This is a genomic window from Pseudarthrobacter sp. NPDC058362, assembly GCF_042723515.1.
In the GTDB taxonomy this organism is placed as follows: Bacteria; Actinomycetota; Actinomycetes; order Actinomycetales; family Micrococcaceae; genus Arthrobacter.
Genome location: NZ_JBHXIW010000004.1, coordinates 186,337 through 202,106, shown reverse-complemented (window position 1 = coordinate 202,106; position 15,770 = coordinate 186,337). Strand labels below are relative to the sequence as shown.

14 protein-coding genes and 1 riboswitch are annotated in these 15,770 nt (G+C 68.5%); of the genes, 5 read left to right on the top strand and 9 right to left on the bottom strand.

The genetic code is table 11. From position 1 onward, the window contains the following. Positions 1-7: 7 nt before the first annotated feature. Genes ACFWIX_RS10640 through ACFWIX_RS10625 form a run of 4 tightly spaced genes read right to left on the bottom strand, consistent with a single transcriptional unit; the run spans position 8 to position 2,684 of the window. Positions 8-460 carry a DUF1810 domain-containing protein gene (locus tag ACFWIX_RS10640; RefSeq protein WP_377216081.1) on the bottom strand — a complete coding sequence of 151 codons (453 nt, stop codon included), beginning with the start codon at positions 458-460 and terminating at the stop codon, positions 8-10. Continuing rightward, positions 453-965: a DNA alkylation repair protein gene (locus ACFWIX_RS10635; RefSeq protein WP_377216080.1), complete on the bottom strand. Its 513-nt coding sequence runs from the start codon at positions 963-965 to the stop codon at positions 453-455. Before ACFWIX_RS10635 ends, ACFWIX_RS10640 begins: the two co-directional genes overlap by 8 nt. Then, a complete protein-coding gene (locus ACFWIX_RS10630; protein ID WP_377216079.1) occupies positions 962-1,318 on the bottom strand; it encodes a TraR/DksA family transcriptional regulator in 357 nt (118 codons plus the stop codon). Before ACFWIX_RS10630 ends, ACFWIX_RS10635 begins: the two co-directional genes overlap by 4 nt. A 31-nt stretch (positions 1,319-1,349) precedes the next feature. Beyond that, a complete protein-coding gene (locus tag ACFWIX_RS10625; protein WP_377216078.1) occupies positions 1,350-2,684 on the bottom strand; it encodes a coiled-coil domain-containing protein in 1,335 nt (444 codons plus the stop codon). Between the two features lie 289 nt (positions 2,685-2,973). Then, a riboswitch (cyclic di-AMP (ydaO/yuaA leader) is annotated at positions 2,974-3,143 on the top strand. 3 nt (positions 3,144-3,146) lie between these two features. Between ACFWIX_RS10625 and ACFWIX_RS10620 the strand changes: the two genes are divergently transcribed. Beyond that, positions 3,147-3,962 carry a LysM peptidoglycan-binding domain-containing protein gene (locus ACFWIX_RS10620; protein WP_377216077.1) on the top strand — a complete coding sequence of 272 codons (816 nt, stop codon included), beginning with the start codon at positions 3,147-3,149 and terminating at the stop codon, positions 3,960-3,962. Between the two features lie 84 nt (positions 3,963-4,046). Here ACFWIX_RS10620 and ACFWIX_RS10615 read toward each other — a convergent pair whose 3' ends face one another. Beyond that, positions 4,047-5,531, bottom strand: a complete 1,485-nt coding sequence (locus ACFWIX_RS10615) for a YdiU family protein (protein ID WP_377216076.1) — start codon at positions 5,529-5,531, stop codon at positions 4,047-4,049. Between the two features lie 52 nt (positions 5,532-5,583). Further along, positions 5,584-5,823 carry a hypothetical protein gene (locus tag ACFWIX_RS10610; RefSeq protein WP_377216075.1) on the bottom strand — a complete coding sequence of 80 codons (240 nt, stop codon included), beginning with the start codon at positions 5,821-5,823 and terminating at the stop codon, positions 5,584-5,586. Positions 5,824-5,983: 160 nt separating this feature from the next. Between ACFWIX_RS10610 and ACFWIX_RS10605 the strand changes: the two genes are divergently transcribed. Together ACFWIX_RS10605 and ACFWIX_RS10600 are read left to right on the top strand one after the other, a co-directional pair. Continuing rightward, positions 5,984-6,847 (top strand): universal stress protein, encoded by an 864-nt coding sequence (locus ACFWIX_RS10605; RefSeq protein ID WP_377216074.1) that lies wholly within the window; start codon positions 5,984-5,986, stop codon positions 6,845-6,847. Positions 6,848-6,858: 11 nt separating this feature from the next. Next, a complete protein-coding gene (locus ACFWIX_RS10600) occupies positions 6,859-7,725 on the top strand; it encodes a universal stress protein (RefSeq protein ID WP_377216073.1) in 867 nt (288 codons plus the stop codon). A 20-nt stretch (positions 7,726-7,745) separates the two neighbouring features. Here the strand turns inward: ACFWIX_RS10600 and ACFWIX_RS10595 are convergent, their stop codons facing one another. From ACFWIX_RS10595 to ACFWIX_RS10585, 3 genes are read right to left on the bottom strand one after another with little or no spacing between them, the layout of a single operon-like run. Next, on the bottom strand, positions 7,746-8,789 hold the full coding sequence (locus ACFWIX_RS10595) for an ATP-dependent 6-phosphofructokinase (RefSeq protein WP_377216072.1): 1,044 nt from the start codon (positions 8,787-8,789) through the stop codon (positions 7,746-7,748). After that, positions 8,786-11,647, bottom strand: coding sequence for a glycosyl hydrolase family 65 protein (locus tag ACFWIX_RS10590; protein ID WP_377216071.1), 2,862 nt, complete (start codon positions 11,645-11,647; stop codon positions 8,786-8,788). Before ACFWIX_RS10590 ends, ACFWIX_RS10595 begins: the two co-directional genes overlap by 4 nt. Then, positions 11,644-14,238 carry a cation-translocating P-type ATPase gene (locus ACFWIX_RS10585; protein ID WP_377216070.1) on the bottom strand — a complete coding sequence of 865 codons (2,595 nt, stop codon included), beginning with the start codon at positions 14,236-14,238 and terminating at the stop codon, positions 11,644-11,646. The genes ACFWIX_RS10590 and ACFWIX_RS10585 overlap by 4 nt, the downstream gene beginning before the upstream one ends. Positions 14,239-14,471: 233 nt before the next feature. Here ACFWIX_RS10585 and ACFWIX_RS10580 point away from each other — a divergent pair, with 233 nt between their 5' ends. Together ACFWIX_RS10580 and ACFWIX_RS10575 are read left to right on the top strand one after the other, a co-directional pair. Then, positions 14,472-14,750, top strand: a complete 279-nt coding sequence (locus ACFWIX_RS10580; protein ID WP_377216069.1) for a DUF3040 domain-containing protein — start codon at positions 14,472-14,474, stop codon at positions 14,748-14,750. 360 nt (positions 14,751-15,110) lie between these two features. Beyond that, entirely contained in the window at positions 15,111-15,764 is a 654-nt protein-coding gene (locus ACFWIX_RS10575) for a polysaccharide deacetylase family protein (RefSeq protein ID WP_377216068.1), read from the top strand. Positions 15,765-15,770: the final 6 nt, after the last annotated feature.

Sequence of the window (15,770 nt, the reverse complement as noted above, 5' to 3'; positions counted from 1 at the left end):
GGGACCGCTATTTTCCACCGGTCCCGGGCGGTGCTGCGAGCAGCTCATCCGTCGCTGCGTCCGGCTCGCCGTCGAAAAATGTGGACAGGATAGTCTTGAAGACGGTCTCCCCGGGCGCTGCGCGAAGGAACAGCGTCATCGATGAGTGCAGCTTGCGCGCGTCGATCCCGCCCAGGATGTCCTCGGCGGAACGTCCACCATGGTCGCTGAGCTCCTGGGCGCAGTCCAGCAGCCGGGGCCCCAGTACCGGATGCGCCAGGTAGGCCCTCGCTTCGTCCAGCGACCCTATCGCGTACCGCTGCGACGTCGCGCTGTGGCCGAGCCCCGCAATCTGCGGAAACACGAACCACATCCAGTGGCTGCGTTTTTGGCCCACCTGCAGTTCGGCCAGTGCCTGCTGGAAAGTCCCGCCGCTGTCCTGGGCCGCCACGAAGCGGTCAAGGTTGTACGGGTCAGTCATGGTTCCCTCCGATCCGGGCCGCGGCCCGCAGCTGATGATCCGGGTCCGCCTGCCAGCGCGCCAGCACCGCGGCGGCCCGCTTCCGGTCCTGGCCCTCGAGTGCACCGAGTAAGGGATCCAGGACGTCGGTGATGAGCGGCTGCGCCAGCTCCGCAGTCATCGCGGACCTGAGGAACCCCTCGATGCGCGTCAGGTCCGTGTGCCGCAGCATCGAGATCCTGACCTGGAGCAGCACCACCGCGGCGAGCCTCCGCTCAAAGACGGGCCTGCTCCCGGGCTTCGGAACGCCCCAGAGCGCGGAAGCCAGGAACACGACCCCATGATGGTCCAGATCCGGGAACTTCCGCAGCGCATCCCTGACGGTTCCCCGCACTGCACCCACAGACGCCCCGTACGAGGCGAGGCTGCCACCCAGCCGCCCTTCGACCTCGTCCGCCCGGTACCAGGCGCCCTCGTTCTGCAGCGTCCGGTCGATAAACGCGGCCGCCTCCCGGACCGCCGTCACCTGCGCCCCGCCGCTGCATGCCGGATGCAGTAGGGCGTCCAGGGCCGCGCCTCAAGGCGGCCCTCCGCAATGGCCTCGCCGCACACGGCACAGACGCCGTAGGTGCCGTCCTCGATGCGGGCCAGCGCAGCCTCCACCTGGTCCAGGCCCGCGCTGCTTTGCCTAAGGAGCGCCGAAGCCTGGGACAGTTCAAAGGCGATGGTGGCGCCCTCGGGATCGTGTTCGTCATCCACGTTCGCGTTCTGTCGTGCCGAGTTCGCCGAGGCGATGTCCGCACGCAGGGCGGGCAGGAGCGCCACCTTGCGGGCGCGTTCTTCCTCCAGCATCAGCCTGAACCGCTCAAAACCGGGCATGCCCACAGCCTAGCCGCGGCCGCTGTAGACGTCAGTACCAGCCCACCGCCACCGAATGGCTCCATGCCCTGCAGGGCGATCCGTACCTGTCCCGGATGTAGCCCAGTCCCCATTCGATCTGGGTGCGGTAGTTGGTGAGCCAGTCGCTGCCCGCGCTTGAATACTTCCCGGGCGGGAGCGCCTGGGGAATCCCGTAAGCGCCGGAATACGGGTTGGTAGCCGTGGTCATCCAGTTCGATTCCTTCGTCCACAGCCGCGCCAGACAGAAGAACTGATCCTGCCCCCATCCAAACGACCCGAGCCTCCCGGACGCGTAGCTTTTCGCGGCGACCGGATCGTTCACGGCGCCGCCGGGAAGGGAGGGTACGACGACGGGCGGTGGCGGCGGAGCAACAGCCGGCGGCGGTGCGGGGGCAGGGGCGGCCGGGGCCGGGTCGGCGGCTGGCGGCGCCGGCTCCTCCGTCTCCGGTTCAGGCTGCATAGCGGACGCCGGTGGGCGGGGTGCCGGCCGGGCGGGGTCAGCCTTAGCGGCGTCCTCCGCAGCACGGCGGGCCTCTTCTTCGGCGGCGGCGCGCCTGGCAGCCTGGGCGGCCGCGTACGCGGCGAGTGCCGCCTGGCCCTGCCGGTAATCCTGCTCAACGGCCGCCGTCGTGCCTTTCAAGGAAGCGAGCTGGGCGGTCAGGGTAATGCTCCGCTTCTGTTCGGCGGCCACTTGCTCTTCCATGGCATCCCGGGCAGACCGTGCTTCCGCAAGCCGGGACTCCGCCTCGGCGGCGAGGCGGTCATGCTCGGTGCGGGCCCCCTTCTGCTGTCCTGCCAGGGCGGCCAGAACCTTTTCGGCGGCGCCGGCCCGGGAAACGAGGGCGGCGCTCCGGTCCCCCACGACCGAGACGACGTTGAGTCCGTGCAAACTGTCGGTTTCCAGCGCATCAAGGGCAAGGAAGAATTCCATGGTGGTGCCGCCGGTCTTGTACGACTGGACCGCGAGGGCGCCCAGTTCGTTCCTGCGTGCGGAAAGCTCGCCGGCCGCCCTGTCCACCTGCCTGTTCAGCGCGTCGAGCCTGGCCGCGGCGGCCGTGGCTGCCGCGTCCGCTGCAGCGAATTCCGCTGCCGCAGTTACGGCCGCGGCGCCGAGTTCTTCCGAGCGTGCCTGCAGGCCACCCAGGAGTCCGTGGATCCTGTCGACCTCCGCCGCCTTTGCGGACTCCGATTTCCGTGCGTGCTCAATGTCGCTCCACGATGGAAATCCGCCCGGCGGGTCCGTCGTTTCCGCCTGCGCGGGCAGCGCCGCGGCACCGCTGGCCACTGCAAGTGCCAGTAGCGCACCGCCGGCACGGGAGCGAACCGCAATAGTCAACCGGGACATAGTCCGGAATCCTACATCCTTCAAGAAGTGGTTGAGGGTTAAGGGCAGGCAAACGGAGGGTATCCGCGCGGCATTGTTACTTTGTGACGCGATTCACTATGCGGCGCGGGGTGTCGGGTGTCATGCGAGGTCAACGCGCATTAACCGACCAATCAAGACGATGGCGTAATCCGAGAGGAGGGCCTCGGATGTTATCCAAATGTGACATTCAGGTGGACGTCGGGTTACGGTCGAATGGTGTCCCTCCCCGATGGGACATTCCCACCAGCCTGCCGAGCCCTGCCGCTGGACCGGGATACCACCGTTTCCAACTGGCAGGGACGGGGGAACCAAGTTTCCACGGCCTCACCGAGGCCTAGGGGTTAAGTCGAAAGCCATTCCGCTGGCGCGGATGCTTCCGGCCGGGCATCTCCAGCCCGAACCCGACAGCTCACCCCGCAGGCATGGGAGAGGCGATTCACTGTGTCAAAAATTTCCACCACCGCCCGTCACCGTGCAACTCCGGCCGGCTCCATCACTGTCCAGGGCCTGGCCCGGACGTTCGGTCGTCCCGCACTGGCAGTAGCCGCGGCATCCGGCATTGCGCTCAGCGTCGGCGCTCCGGCCCATGCCGGCGTGAGCGGCCCGGATGCCACTGAAGCAGCGACGGTCCAGACATCCGCCGCACCCGCGGCCACCAACACGGCAGCTGCCGCCGCCACCGTCCACACCGTGGTCGCCGGCGACACCCTGGGCGCGATCTCCACCGCGTACGGCGTCACCCTGGCCGACGTCCTCGCGGTCAACGGGCTCTCCATCGACACGATCATCTACCCGGGCGACCAGATCGAGATCCCCGGCGCCGGAACCGCTGCAGCCGCGCCGGCTCCAGCCCCCGCCCCGGCGCCGGTCGAAACCACGGCGACTGCCCCCGCGAACACCGGAATGAACCTGTCCTACGCCTCCACCGCCCCGGCCGAAACCACCGGCACGGGCACCGGCGCAGCCATCCTGGCCTCCGCCTACAGCCAGATCGGCATCAGCCAGGACTGCACCGCCATGGTGGAGACCGCCCTGCGGTCGGTCGGCAAGAGCGTCGGCGACCTGGCACCCACCCAGTTCTTCCAGTACGGCACCGTGGTCTCCACCCCGGCTCCCGGCGACCTGGTCATCACCTCCGGCCACGTTGGCGTCTACGCCGGTGACGGCCAGGTTGTGAGTGGCGGCATCGACGGTTACAAGACCGACGTGCACTCCCTCAGCTGGCTCGGCGGCGCCTCCTTCGTCCGCGTGGCTTAAGCAGCACCATCCGTCCCAGGACGAAAAAGGGCGGTTTTCGGGAATCTTCCCGAAAACCGCCCTTGTCCTGTTTAAGCCTGCCGATCAGGTGCCGCAGAACGTCAGGTAATCGCCAAAACTTTCCGGAGCGCCTTCCTCGTACCGCTCCAGCCCCGGCCTCCCTTTGTAAGGCTCCGAAAGGACGGCGACGAGGCGCCGGAAGGGGGCAAGGTCACCTGCAGTGGCCGCAGCAAGGGCTTCCTCGACCAGGTGGTTGCGTGGGATGTAGACGGGATTGACGCCATCCATCAGGACGGCGTCCGGCCCCAGGGCCTGCCAGCGTTCCGCCCAGGCATCGAAAGCCGCAAGGTCGAGGACCATCCCGCGTGCCGCACGCGTATTCCCGCGGGCCGCGTCGCCAAGGCTGCGGAAGAACCGGGTGTAGTCCACCGGGCCGTCCTTGAGCAGGGCGATGACGCCGTCCGCCAGGCGGGACACCTCTTCCGCCTCCGGGCTTCCTTCCGGATGTCCGCGCAGACCGAGCTTTGCTGACATTCCGGCCGTCCAGGCATCGCTGTAGCGGCGGCGGAACTCCCCCAGCACTGCCACGGCCGGTTCCACGGCCCTTTCCTGGTCCTCATCGATCAGGGGAAGCAGCGATTCGGCTAACCGGGCCAGGTTCCACTCCGCCACCACGGGCTGGTTGGCGTAGGCGTACCTTCCGCCGGTGTCGATCGAACTGTAGACGGCGGCCGGGTTGAACGTATCCATAAAAGCGCAGGGACCGTAGTCGATGGTCTCTCCTGAGATGGTCATGTTGTCCGTGTTCATGACGCCATGGACAAATCCCACCAGCATCCATTGCGCCACCAGCGACGCCTGGGCTTCGACCACCGACCTGAACAGGGCCAGGTAGGGATTGCCCGCCTTCCCGGCCGCCGGGTAGTGGCGTGCGATGGCGTGGTCGGCGAGCCTGCGGAGCAGATCGATGTTATCGGTAGCCCGCGCGTACTGGAACGTGCCCACGCGCAGGTGGCTGGCGGCGACCCGCACCAGTACCGCCCCCGGCAGCATGGTCTCGCGGCGCACGGGACGGCCGGTAGCCACCACGGCAAGGGACCGGGTGGTCGGGATCCCGAGCGCGTGCATCGCCTCACTGACGAGGTACTCGCGGAGCATAGGCCCGACGACGGCGCGGCCGTCCCCGGCGCGGGCGAAGGGCGTGCGGCCTGAACCTTTGAGGTGGACATCGCGCAGCCCACCGGGCGTCCCGCCGTGCAGGGGAAGCTCGCCCAGGAGCAGGGCCCGGCCATCCCCGAGCAGCGGCGAATAGCCGCCGAACTGATGGCCGGCGTAGGCCATTGCTACCGGGGCAGCGTCCTGCGGGACCTCGTTGCCGACAAGGAATTTAGTGCCGCCCGGGCTGCGCAGGAAGGCCGGCTCTAGTCCCAGCTCCCCTGCGAGCGCCTCGTTCAGGACAAGCAGCCGGGGCTCGGGGGCCTCCTCCGCCTGCCACGGAACTGAAAGCTCAGGCAGGTCCTGGGCGAAACGGGAGTGAAAGCTGACGGTCGATTCCGCTACACCGGTCATGGGTTAACCCTAGCCCCGTCACATCCGGGGCGTGCCGTTGCTTTGCGGTCGCTCATGTGAGGGCGTGCCCGCCCGGAAACTCGCCGTGTTCGCCGGCTTTGGCTTCCTCCTGCAGGAGCGGGTCTTCCTGCCAGGCGTCCGGGTTTTCCTCCGCCGCCCCGGGATAGCTGTCCGGTTCGCTGTGGACAGGATCAAGTTCCAGGGAGGACGCGGCGCCGGGAGCCTCGTCCAGGATGACGTCCTGCTCCGGGACAACTTCCAGCTCGTCGTCCGGGAGGTTTTGCTCAGTCATGATGATGCCTTTCGTTAAGGACCAGCCAACAAAGTAAGCATACTGACGACTGCCTGGCTGTGTGAATTGCTGCCCGGAAGAAACGGGTGACTTTGGGCCCTACCCGCCAGTGGCGCTTCAGGGGCACGCTGGAGGGACACAGGCCCTAAAGGAGCAGCACATGGCAATCCGCAAACCCATTGCCGTAGGTACCAACGACACACCCCAGAGCCGGGCAGCAGTGTCTTGGGCTGCGCGGAGGGCGCACCGGGACGGGCTCCCGCTGGTGATCCTGCACGTCGTCGACGAGCGCTGGCTCTCAGAGCCTTATCCCTGGCGCGGCGTGCTCCAGGAGACGGGCGAACGGATCCTGGAGGCGGCGGCAGCCGGTGCCCGCGAATTCCCATCGCTTGAGGTCAGCACCCTGGTACTCACCGGTGGAGTAGGACGGTCTCTGGCCGGATTCTCGGACCGGGCGTCCATGCTGGTGGTAGGGTCCGGCAGCGGGCACCTCGGCGGCGTGTTGGCCGACCGGGCGCTGCAGGTGGCGTCGGCGGCGGAAGTCCCTGTCGCCGTCGTAGGAACCCTGGACACGGAAGACAGACACGGCGTGGTGGTCGGCGTCGACGGATCCGAAGAAGCTGTGCAGGCAGTGGCCCTCGCCGCGGCTGAGGCGGACCGCGAGGGCGACGAACTGACGGTGGTCTATGCCTACAGCCCGCCCGACCGGCTCCCGGACGCAGGTTTCACCCCGGAGCTCGTTGCGGACCTGATGGAAAAGGAGGAACGGATTGTCCTCTCCGAAACCGTTGCCGGGCTGATGGCCGACTATCCGGACCTGGTGGTTCACCAACGGCTCGAGTCCGGCCGTGACCCGGCGCAGAGTCTGGTCCAAGCAGCAGAGGGTGCACGGCTGCTGGTGGTAGGCGACCGGGGCCGCGGCGGAATCAGCCGGCTTGTCCTGGGCTCCACGGCGCACGGCGTCCTCAAGCGGCTGCCCTGCCCCACGATCATCACGCGAATTCGGCCAGTTAACCAGAAATGAGGACAGGATCCATGACATCCACCCAGCCCATCGCCGTCGGCATCAGCGACACCGAAGCCTCCAACGCGGCCCTGCTCTGGGCCGCGGCCCGCGCCAACCGCCGGAAGGTGCCGCTTGCCGTGCTCCACGTCATCGATGACCGCTGGATGGCCGGCGAGGCACTCCCCTACGTAGACGTCCTCCGCCAGTCCGGGCTGGACCTGCTGGAAAGCGCAGGCCAGCGGCTGCGCACGGCCGAACCCGGCCTGGACTTCACGCTTGACCTTCTCGAGGGAGGCATCGGGGCATCGCTGGGCGACTACGCGAAAAAGGCATCGATGCTGGTGGTGGGTTCCAGCAGCCATGCGCGCGGTGCCCTCACCGACCGCGCACTCCAGGTAGCGGCAACAGCGGAATCGCCGGTCGCCGTCGTGGGTGTCCACGCCGGCGAGGGTACGGGCGTTGTGGTGGGCGTCGACGGGTCCCGCGAGTCCACCCAGGCCGTAGCTTTCGCCGCCGCGGAAGCGGACCAGCTGGGTGAGGAACTCACCGTGGTATACGCCTTCACCGGCCCGAACCGCTGGATCAAGGCTGGGCTGCCCTCCAGCAGCTTCGCCGAGCTGGTGGTCGAGGAAGAACAGATCGTCCTTTCCGAAGAGGTGGCCGGTGTCCGGCAGGACTACCCGGGCTTGGTGATCAAAGAAGTCTTGGAAACGGTCATGGAACCCGCGGACGCCCTGATCAATGCTGCATCGGGGGCCCGGCTCCTGGTGCTGGGGAGCCGTGGCCGCGGCAGCTTCGGCCGGCTCCTGCTCGGGTCCACGGCCCACGGCGTCCTGACGAGTCCACCCTGCCCCACCGTCATCACGCGGCTGAAGAAGTCCGCCCACAAGGACTGAACGGGCGCGCGGCCGAACGCTCAGCCGAACAGGACCGCGGCCTCCTGGTACCTTACCTCCGGGACGGTCTTGAGCAGGCCGAGCGCCTCCTCAAGCCCGACGGTAACGATGTCCGTCCCCCGGAGGGACACCATGGTTCCCCATGAGCCGGCGGCGGCGGCCGCCACTGCGGCCATGCCCAGGCGGGTGGCGAGTACACGGTCGTAGGCTGTGGGTTCGCCGCCACGCTGGATGTGTCCCAGCACGGTGGACCGCGTCTCCAGGCCCGTGAGTTCCTGGAGCTGTTCTTCCAGGAGCTTCCCGATCCCGCCGAGCCGTGGCCGGCCGAATGTGTCCAGCCCGCGGGGCGCGTAGGGCGCTGCTTCCCCCAACGGGGCAAAGGCCTCGGCCACCGCCACCAGGGGTGCCCTGCCCCTGGCGTGGGCCGACACGACCCATTCCGCCACCTGCTCCAGGGACACGGGGTGCTCAGGGATCAGGATCGCGTGGGCGCCGGCGGCCATCCCGGCATGGAGGGCGATCCAGCCGGCATTGCGGCCCATGACCTCGGCGACCATGCACCGGTGGTGTGACTCGCCGGTGGTCCGCAGCCGGTCCATCGCCTCCGTGGCCGTCTGCACGGCCGAATCAAAGCCGAAGGTGTAGTCCGTTGCGCCGAGATCGTTGTCGATCGTCTTGGGTACCCCAACGACCTTGACTCCCTGATCGGACAATTCCTTGGCTGCGGCCAGCGTCCCCTCCCCGCCCACGGCGACCAGGCCCTCAAGCCCGTTCCGTGCCAGGCTTTCCCGCACCGCGTCCGGGCTGCCGTCGCGGAGCGGGTTGGTGCGGGAGGTACCCAGGAACGTGCCGCCTCGCCGCGACATGCCGCGGACGCTGAGCCGCGGCAGCGGAACAACATCCTGTTCCAGGACGCCGCGCCAACCGTCCCGAAACCCGAGGAATTCGTAGCCGTGGACCACTTCGCCCGCCAGCACGGCACCACGGATGACGGCGTTCAGACCCGGGCAGTCGCCGCCGCTGGTGAGGATGCCCAGCTTCTTCAGTGAGCCCTGGTTGTTCATTGGTTCTCCTCACCGCCGGTGGGGCGGCGTTGTCCGGGGATACGGAAGGTCAGGTCCTCGCCGGGCGCCAACAGCCAGTCAGTCCCGTTGACGCGCACCGCCACGGGTCCGGCGTCGCCCGCTGCCGATGCAAGGCGCATCCCGTCACCTTGGAGCCGAACGACCAGGACGTGGTTCCGGTACCGGAAGCCGAAGGCAACGGCCCCGATTCCGGCCGGCATGCTGGGTTCAAAGACCAGCGTGTCCCCGTCAAGGCGCAGCCCGGCAAAGCTGCGCTGGATGACGTCGATTGTGCCGGCCATGGCGCCCAGGTGGATGCCCGCACGGGTGGTTCCGTGCTGCGTATCGTCGAGATCGGCGTCGAGCGCTTCCCGAAAGCTCTCCCAGGCGCGCTCAGGATCCACGCCGGCCAGGACAGACGCGTGCGCCACCCTGCTGAGCGTCGATCCGTGGGCGGTCCGCGCCAGGTAATACTCGATGGTTCGGTGGAGCTGCTCCATCGTCAGGGTATAACCCAACCCCTGCAGTACCTGGATCAGGCCCTCGTGGCCCAGCAGATAGGGCAGCATCAGGACATCGGCCTGCTTGGCGAGCTTGTACCCGTTTGTTGCGTCGCCTTCGGCCTCCAGGATCAGGTCGAGCCGCTCGATGCTTTCGTACCGTGCACGGTAAACGTCCCAGTCAAGCTCGGTGAGGTCCGCGTACCCGGCGAACTGGCTGATGACGCCGTCCCCGTGGAACGGCACATAGAGTGTCGCTGCCATTTCCCGCCAGCGGGCCACCTCGCCGCGGCCGATCCCCAGCCTGCTGCGAAGCTCGCCCGCGACGTGCTCCGGGAAGGCGGATACCGTCTCGACTGCCCGGCCACAGACCCACGCCGCCATGACATTGGTGTAGGCGTTGTCATCCAGTCCGGGTTCGTTCCGGCCCGGATAGCCTGTGTGGTACTCGTCCGGACCCACGACGCCGTTGAGGTGGTATCGGCCGGATGCCGCTGAGAATACCGCCCAGGATGTGAAGAACCTGGCCACTTCCACTATCAGGTCTGCGCCCTTGCGGAGGAGCCAGTCCAGGTCCCGCGTGACCTGGAAATACTGCCACGCGTTGAAGGCTACCGCCAGGCCCACGTGCAACTGCATATGCGAATGGTCCCGCATCCACCGGCCGGAAGACCCGTTGTAAAGCCATTTGGGCGTTGTCTCCGTGCCGTCGCTGCCGCTTTGCCAGGGGAACATGGCACCGGCATGGCCCCGCAAGGCCGCCGCGTGGCGGGCTGCCGGCAGCCTGCGCCACCGGTACTCGATCAGGGCGCGGGCAACGTCAGGGGTACGCGAGGCCAGGAGCGGCAGGACGAACAGTTCATCCCAGAACACGTGGCCGCGGTAGCCCTCCCCATGCAGGCCCCGGGCAGTCACGCCGGCATCCAGTTCAGCGGTGTGCCGGGTCAGGGTCTGCAGGACGTGAAAGATGTGCAGGTTCAGCACCAACTGCACCTGGGCAGGCGCGTCCAGCTCCACCAGGAACGGTTTTAGGGTCAGCGTCCAGGCCCGGAGGTGGCCGGCCAGGAGGCCGCCGAAATCCATGCCGGCACGGTCCAGCACCGCCAGGGCGCCGGACGCGGGCGATGAGACAGCATGGTCCCGCGAGGTCACCACCGCCACCACCTTGGTGATGCGGACGGTGGTGGCCTCGGTGACGGCGAACGCGCATGTCAGGTAATGGAAGGACCCGTCCCGGCCCGGCGCCCAGTTGCCGTGCGGCGCGGACACGCTGGTTGCAGTGGCGACGGCGATGCGCACCCGGCTCTGTGTTGTCTCAACCTCGACGACGGCGACACCCCGACCGGCCGGGGCGTGACCGCCGTCGAACGTGCCGCCGTCGGTTGTGGCACCGGCGTGGGCCCCGCCCGATGCGGCACCCGGCGTCACGTCAACGAGATGGATGCCGCTGCCGCCTGCCGGATCGGGAAGGTTCGCGTTCCGGACGCCTGCGTTGACGCCGCTGCGCACCTCCACCGTGCCGCTCCAGCCGACGGCCGTCACCGCCGTCTCCAGTGCGAGCAGATGCGGTTCGGCCATGGAGACGAAGCGGCGCTGCACCACCTCCAGTTGCCTGTCGTCCCCGGCGTCCAGGAGCAGGCGGCGCACCAGCACGGCGCGGCGCAGGTCGAGGGTGCGGCGCTCGCGGAGCACGGTCATGCCGCCCTCGGACCACCAGCGGCCGCCGCCCGCCCGGAGGTCCAGGGGAAGGCAGTCCGGCGCGTTGACCATGTGTTCCTCGAGCAGCACTTCACCGGCCACATTCGTGGGGACACGGTTGAAGACCCCGGCGAGGTACATGCCCGGATAGCTGGCCCCGCCAGAGCCTTCGGGTGCCGCGCCCCGGACGGCCAGGTACCCGTTTCCAAGCGTCGTCAGCGCTTCGCGGTGCCCCTCGTGTGCTGCATCGAAGCCTTCGTAGGCGAGCTGCCAGGGATCGCCGGCCACCCTGCCAAGGTCCAGCTCGCCGAGGTGATTAAGTACGACGCCGGCGCCGGCCGCCTCTAGTGCCGGGCGTCCGCCGCCGCGGTCAATCGCCACCACCAGGCCGAACCCCGCTTCGTGGGCCGCCAGGATGTCCTCCACGGAATCCCCGATAACGACTGCGTTCGGCGGGGCGACACCCAGCCTGCCGGCGGCCGCCAGGAACTGCTCCCTGGCAGACTGTCGGGCCGGAGCGCCGGGCGCGAACGCCGTTGCTGTACCCGCGCCGCGAAGCCGTTCCAGCAGCTCAGTCTCGGCCCGGGTTCCGGTCTTCGTGGCGAAAATGACCGCGTCGAAGGGCGCCTTGGCGGCGGCTGCGGTGGGCGACCTGCTCATAGGTCAGTGGTATCAGTGGCGACGGCCGGATTCCAGTGCCGTTGGGACCTGCGGCGGAAGGCCTTATGGATCCAATCGGCCAGCAGGACCGCCGGAACGGCTCCCGCGGCGACGAGCATTCCGGCCAGCGGGGGCGGCGCCTGGCCGAGGAGCCCCGCGACCTGCGGGACGTAGAGGCATACTGCCAGCACCACCAGTTCCGCGCCGACCGCCCAGACCAGGAGCGGGTTGGTCCGCCACCCCTGCCGCCATGGCGGTACGGTAGCGCTGCGGCAGGCAAAGGCGTTCGCGAGCTGGCCCAGGACCACGGCAGTGAAGGCGGCGCCGGAGGCTGCGAGGAGAAGGCCGGGGTCGGGAGACGTGCCGCGCTGCCATCCACCGCCGAAGAGTACCGCGGAGAACGCGCCCATTTCCACGGCTGCCTCCACTGGGCCCAGGACACAGAAGACCCGGACCATCAAGCGACGGTCCATGAGGTGCCGCCTCTCCGGCGGCCGGGCCAGCACCCTCCGGCTGGGCGGCTCGGCGCCGAGGGCGAGCGCCGGGAACAGGTCAGTGCCGATGTCCAGCGCCAGGATCTGCAGGACGCCGAGGGCCAGTGGGAACTGGCCGCCGGAAAGGGCCCAGACCACGAAGGGAGTCAGCTCGGCCACGTTGTCCGTGAGGTGGTAGGTCAGGAACCGGTGGATATTGGAATAGGTGGCCCGGCCCTGTTCGATGGCCGCCACGATGGTGCCGAAATGGTCGTCCAGCAACACCAGGTCCGCAGCCTCCCGTGCGACGTCCGTCCCGCCGAGGCCCATGGCAACTCCGATGTCGGCCTCGCGCAGGGCGGGGCCGTCGTTGACGCCGTCCCCAGTCATCGCCACCACGTGACCGCGGGACTGCAACGCCTTGGCCACCCGAAGCTTCTGCTCCGGCGAGACGCGGCTGACCACCACCCCGTCACGGTCGATCAAGGCACCCAACAGCTGTTCGTCGTCGGGAAGGTCAGTTCCCTCCACGACGCATTCCGGTGTCCCCATCAGGCCGATCTCGCGGGCAATGGCTGCTGCCGTGGTGGGGTGGTCGCCCGTGATCATTGCCAGTTTGAGGCCGGCACCCCGCGCCCGTGCGATCACCTCCGCCACGTCCGGGCGAGGCGGGTCGTGCAGGCCGATCAGACCCAACAGCTCCAGATCGCGTTCCAGCTCGAAGACCGGCAGGGAGGCCAGACTTTCGGCCGGGAGGTCCAGCCGCCGCCGGGCGACGGCTATGACACGCAGGCCGCGTGATGCCATCCCGTGGACCTGGGCAGCTGCCTCCCCGGTAGCCGGACCGCAGAGTGGAAGAACTGTCTCAGGGGCGCCCTTGCAAAACAGTTCCCCGCCCACGATGGCGGATTCCCGCCGTCGCAGCGGATCGAAGGCAAGCCGGCGGATGGGGGCCGCCTCCGGCGGACTGCCGCCGATAAGCCGGCGCGCCAGCGCATCGATGGCCGCTTCCATCGGGTCACCGCTGGCTTCCCAGTGTCCCTCCCGCAGGACGGTGCGGCCCTGGGAGGCGGCTCGCGCGGCGGTGGCTGCCGCGACGGCCATCTCGGTGCCCGGCCCGTCCACCTGGGCCGCCGGCCCGTAGCCTTCACCCGAGATTCGGGTCCTGCCGGCGGTTGTGAAAACTTCGACGGCGTTCATCCGGTTCTGCGTGAGCGTGCCTGTCTTGTCGGTGCAGATGAACGTGGTGGAACCCAGGGTTTCCACGGCCTCAAGGTTGCGGACCAGCGCCTTGCGCGATGCCATGCGCTGGGCACCCATGGCCAGGGACAGCGTGACCGTGGGCAGCAGTCCTTCGGGCACCAGGGCCACTGCGACGCCAATGGCGAAGAGGAAGGAGTCCCGCCAGGGGAAGCCCGCCAGGAGCGATACCAGGAAAAACAGGGCAGCGATGCCCAACGCAACGAACGCGAGCAGCCGGACAATCCTGCGCAGTTCCTTCGCAAGCGGCGTGGGAGGAGGTGCCGCCCCGCCGGTCAGGGCAGCAATGCCTGCCAGCCGGGTCCGTGCGCCCGTTGCGGTGACACGTGCCTCGGCATCGCCGTTGACCAGGAATGTGCCGCCCCAGGCTTGGTCCCCTGCGGTTTTGGGGATGAGCTCGCTCTCGCCCGTCAACATTGATTCGTCCACGGAACAAGAGGATGCGGTAACGAAGACCGCGTCCGCTGGGATGCGGTCGCCGGCGGCGAAGACCACCCGGTCGCCGGGCACCAACTCGGCGGCGTGGACGCGGCGCAGGCTGCCATCGCGGCGGACCATGACGTCTGCCGGCAGCAGGCCCCGCAGCTTGGCGGCAGCGTGTTGCGCGCGTTCCTGCTGGATGTGTGCGAAGACCCCGTTGACAAGCACGACGACGATGATCGCCACGGCGAGTTCCGGCATGTTCCCGATGAACGCCAGGCCGGCCGCACACCACAGCATGAGCGCAAAGAAGTGGGTCATCTCGCCCCACAGCTTCCGCCACTGCGGGACGGTTTTTTCCGCGGGCAGGACGTTGGGGCCCGCTTCCGCAAGGAGTCGGGCTGCCTGGCTCGCGGTCAGCCCTTCGGCCACCTTCATCCGCGTCCCTCCGCACCGTGGCCGCCGCGGCACAGCCTGGTTTCGCCACCCATGCTGGAGAAGCTACTCCCAGGCAGGGGACGTTGGTAGAGCACTTGGACCCGGGAGGGGACCTATGACCCTGCCCCGGCTGAAGCGACGGGCCGATACTGGGAACAAGCGGCCCCACTCGGAGGGGCCGACCGTCCGCAGCGGGACCCAACACGCGAAGGACCTGGACCTTGGAGGCCGCTGTGCTTTCTGAATTTGAGAAACGGGAACTCGACCGGATCGGCGCGGAGCTGGAGCACGACGACCCGCGGCTCTTCTCCCTCCTGGAGGGTGATTCCCTGCGGGGCGGCCAGGGCAGGATCCACCGCGGCCTTTCCATGCTCATAGTGGGGCTGAGCCTCATGCTGGCCGGCCAGGCCATGCAGACCTCGATCCTCGGCGTGTCGGGATTCGCATTGCTCTGCGTCGGGTCGTACTGGACGGTCCGGGATCTTGGGAAGCTGCTGGGCGGTTCCGACTAGCCACCGGTTTGTCGGCGCCTGGTTGCCATGAGCCCCCTACCAAACACCGGACAACGGCGGGCACCCGCTGTCGCGCTGGCAGCCGTCCTGGGGACCGTCGCCGTCGTACTGGCTGTTCTGCTGTCCAACTCCTCCGGGAGTCCCCCGCCCTCAGGACCCGCCTCCGGCCCCACTCACGCGATTAGCAGTCCCGCTGGACCCGCCCCGTCCAAGTCCTCGGCCCCGCCCCTGCCGCCGCGTGCGACAGACACCGCACCGCCGGCGCCAGCGCCCCCTGAAGAGGGCCAGGTACCGGTGCAACCTCCGGCCACTGTGCCTCCCCCGCCTGTTACCACCCCGCCCGACGGCGGCCCTCTTCCCGTGCCGGCCCCGTTCCCGGCCGAGTTGCGGAACCAGGATCTGACTGAAATTCCGGGCGCGGGGCGCACCATTGCTCTGACTTTTGACGCAGGGGCCAACGCGGCGGGCCTGCCCAAGATCCTTTCTGCGCTGTCAGCCAAGGGGGTGGCCGCGACGTTCTTCCTGACCGGAAACTGGGCGGCGAACAACCCGGACGGAGTCCGGCAAATTGTCTCCGCCGGCCATCGTGTGGGGAACCACTCCATGACCCATCCTGGTTTCACCGGCCTCAGCGATGCGGAGATCGTCGCGCAGGTGCGGCGGGCGGAAGAGGCGATCCTGGCCGCAGGCGCAGACCCGCGTCCCCTGTTCCGCTTTCCTTTCGGCGAACGGGATGCGCGGACAATCAGTGCAGTCAATGACCTGGGCTATGCCGCAGTCCGATGGTCCGTGGACACGCTGGGCTGGAAAGGCACCAGCGGCGGGGTCACCGCGGGGATGGTCTCCGACCGGATCATGGCTGCCCTGCAGCCGGGTGGCATTGTCCTGATGCATATCGGGTCCAATCCGGACGACGGCACGACCCTTGACGCCGATGCCCTGCCGCAAGTGATCGACGGGGTCAGGGCGGCCGGTTACGGCTTTGCGACGCTCGACGCGTTGCTGGGGCGGTAAGCCGGC

Bases quoted from the DNA above. Each gene is read 5' to 3' on its own strand.
- ACFWIX_RS10640 (WP_377216081.1), bottom strand. From the start codon at position 460: ATGACTGACCCGTACAACCTTGACCGCTTCGTGGCGGCCCAGGACAGC.
- ACFWIX_RS10625 (WP_377216078.1), bottom strand. From the start codon at position 2,684: ATGTCCCGGTTGACTATTGCGGTTCGCTCCCGTGCCGGCGGTGCGCTA.
- ACFWIX_RS10600 (WP_377216073.1), top strand. From the start codon at position 6,859: ATGACATCCACCCAGCCCATCGCCGTCGGCATCAGCGACACCGAAGCC.
- ACFWIX_RS10605 (WP_377216074.1), top strand. From the start codon at position 5,984: ATGGCAATCCGCAAACCCATTGCCGTAGGTACCAACGACACACCCCAG.
- ACFWIX_RS10615 (WP_377216076.1), bottom strand. From the start codon at position 5,531: ATGACCGGTGTAGCGGAATCGACCGTCAGCTTTCACTCCCGTTTCGCC.
- ACFWIX_RS10585 (WP_377216070.1), bottom strand. From the start codon at position 14,238: ATGAAGGTGGCCGAAGGGCTGACCGCGAGCCAGGCAGCCCGACTCCTT.
- ACFWIX_RS10590 (WP_377216071.1), bottom strand. From the start codon at position 11,647: ATGAGCAGGTCGCCCACCGCAGCCGCCGCCAAGGCGCCCTTCGACGCG.
- ACFWIX_RS10610 (WP_377216075.1), bottom strand. From the start codon at position 5,823: ATGACTGAGCAAAACCTCCCGGACGACGAGCTGGAAGTTGTCCCGGAG.
- ACFWIX_RS10595 (WP_377216072.1), bottom strand. From the start codon at position 8,789: ATGAACAACCAGGGCTCACTGAAGAAGCTGGGCATCCTCACCAGCGGC.
- ACFWIX_RS10630 (WP_377216079.1), bottom strand. From the start codon at position 1,318: ATGCCCGGTTTTGAGCGGTTCAGGCTGATGCTGGAGGAAGAACGCGCC.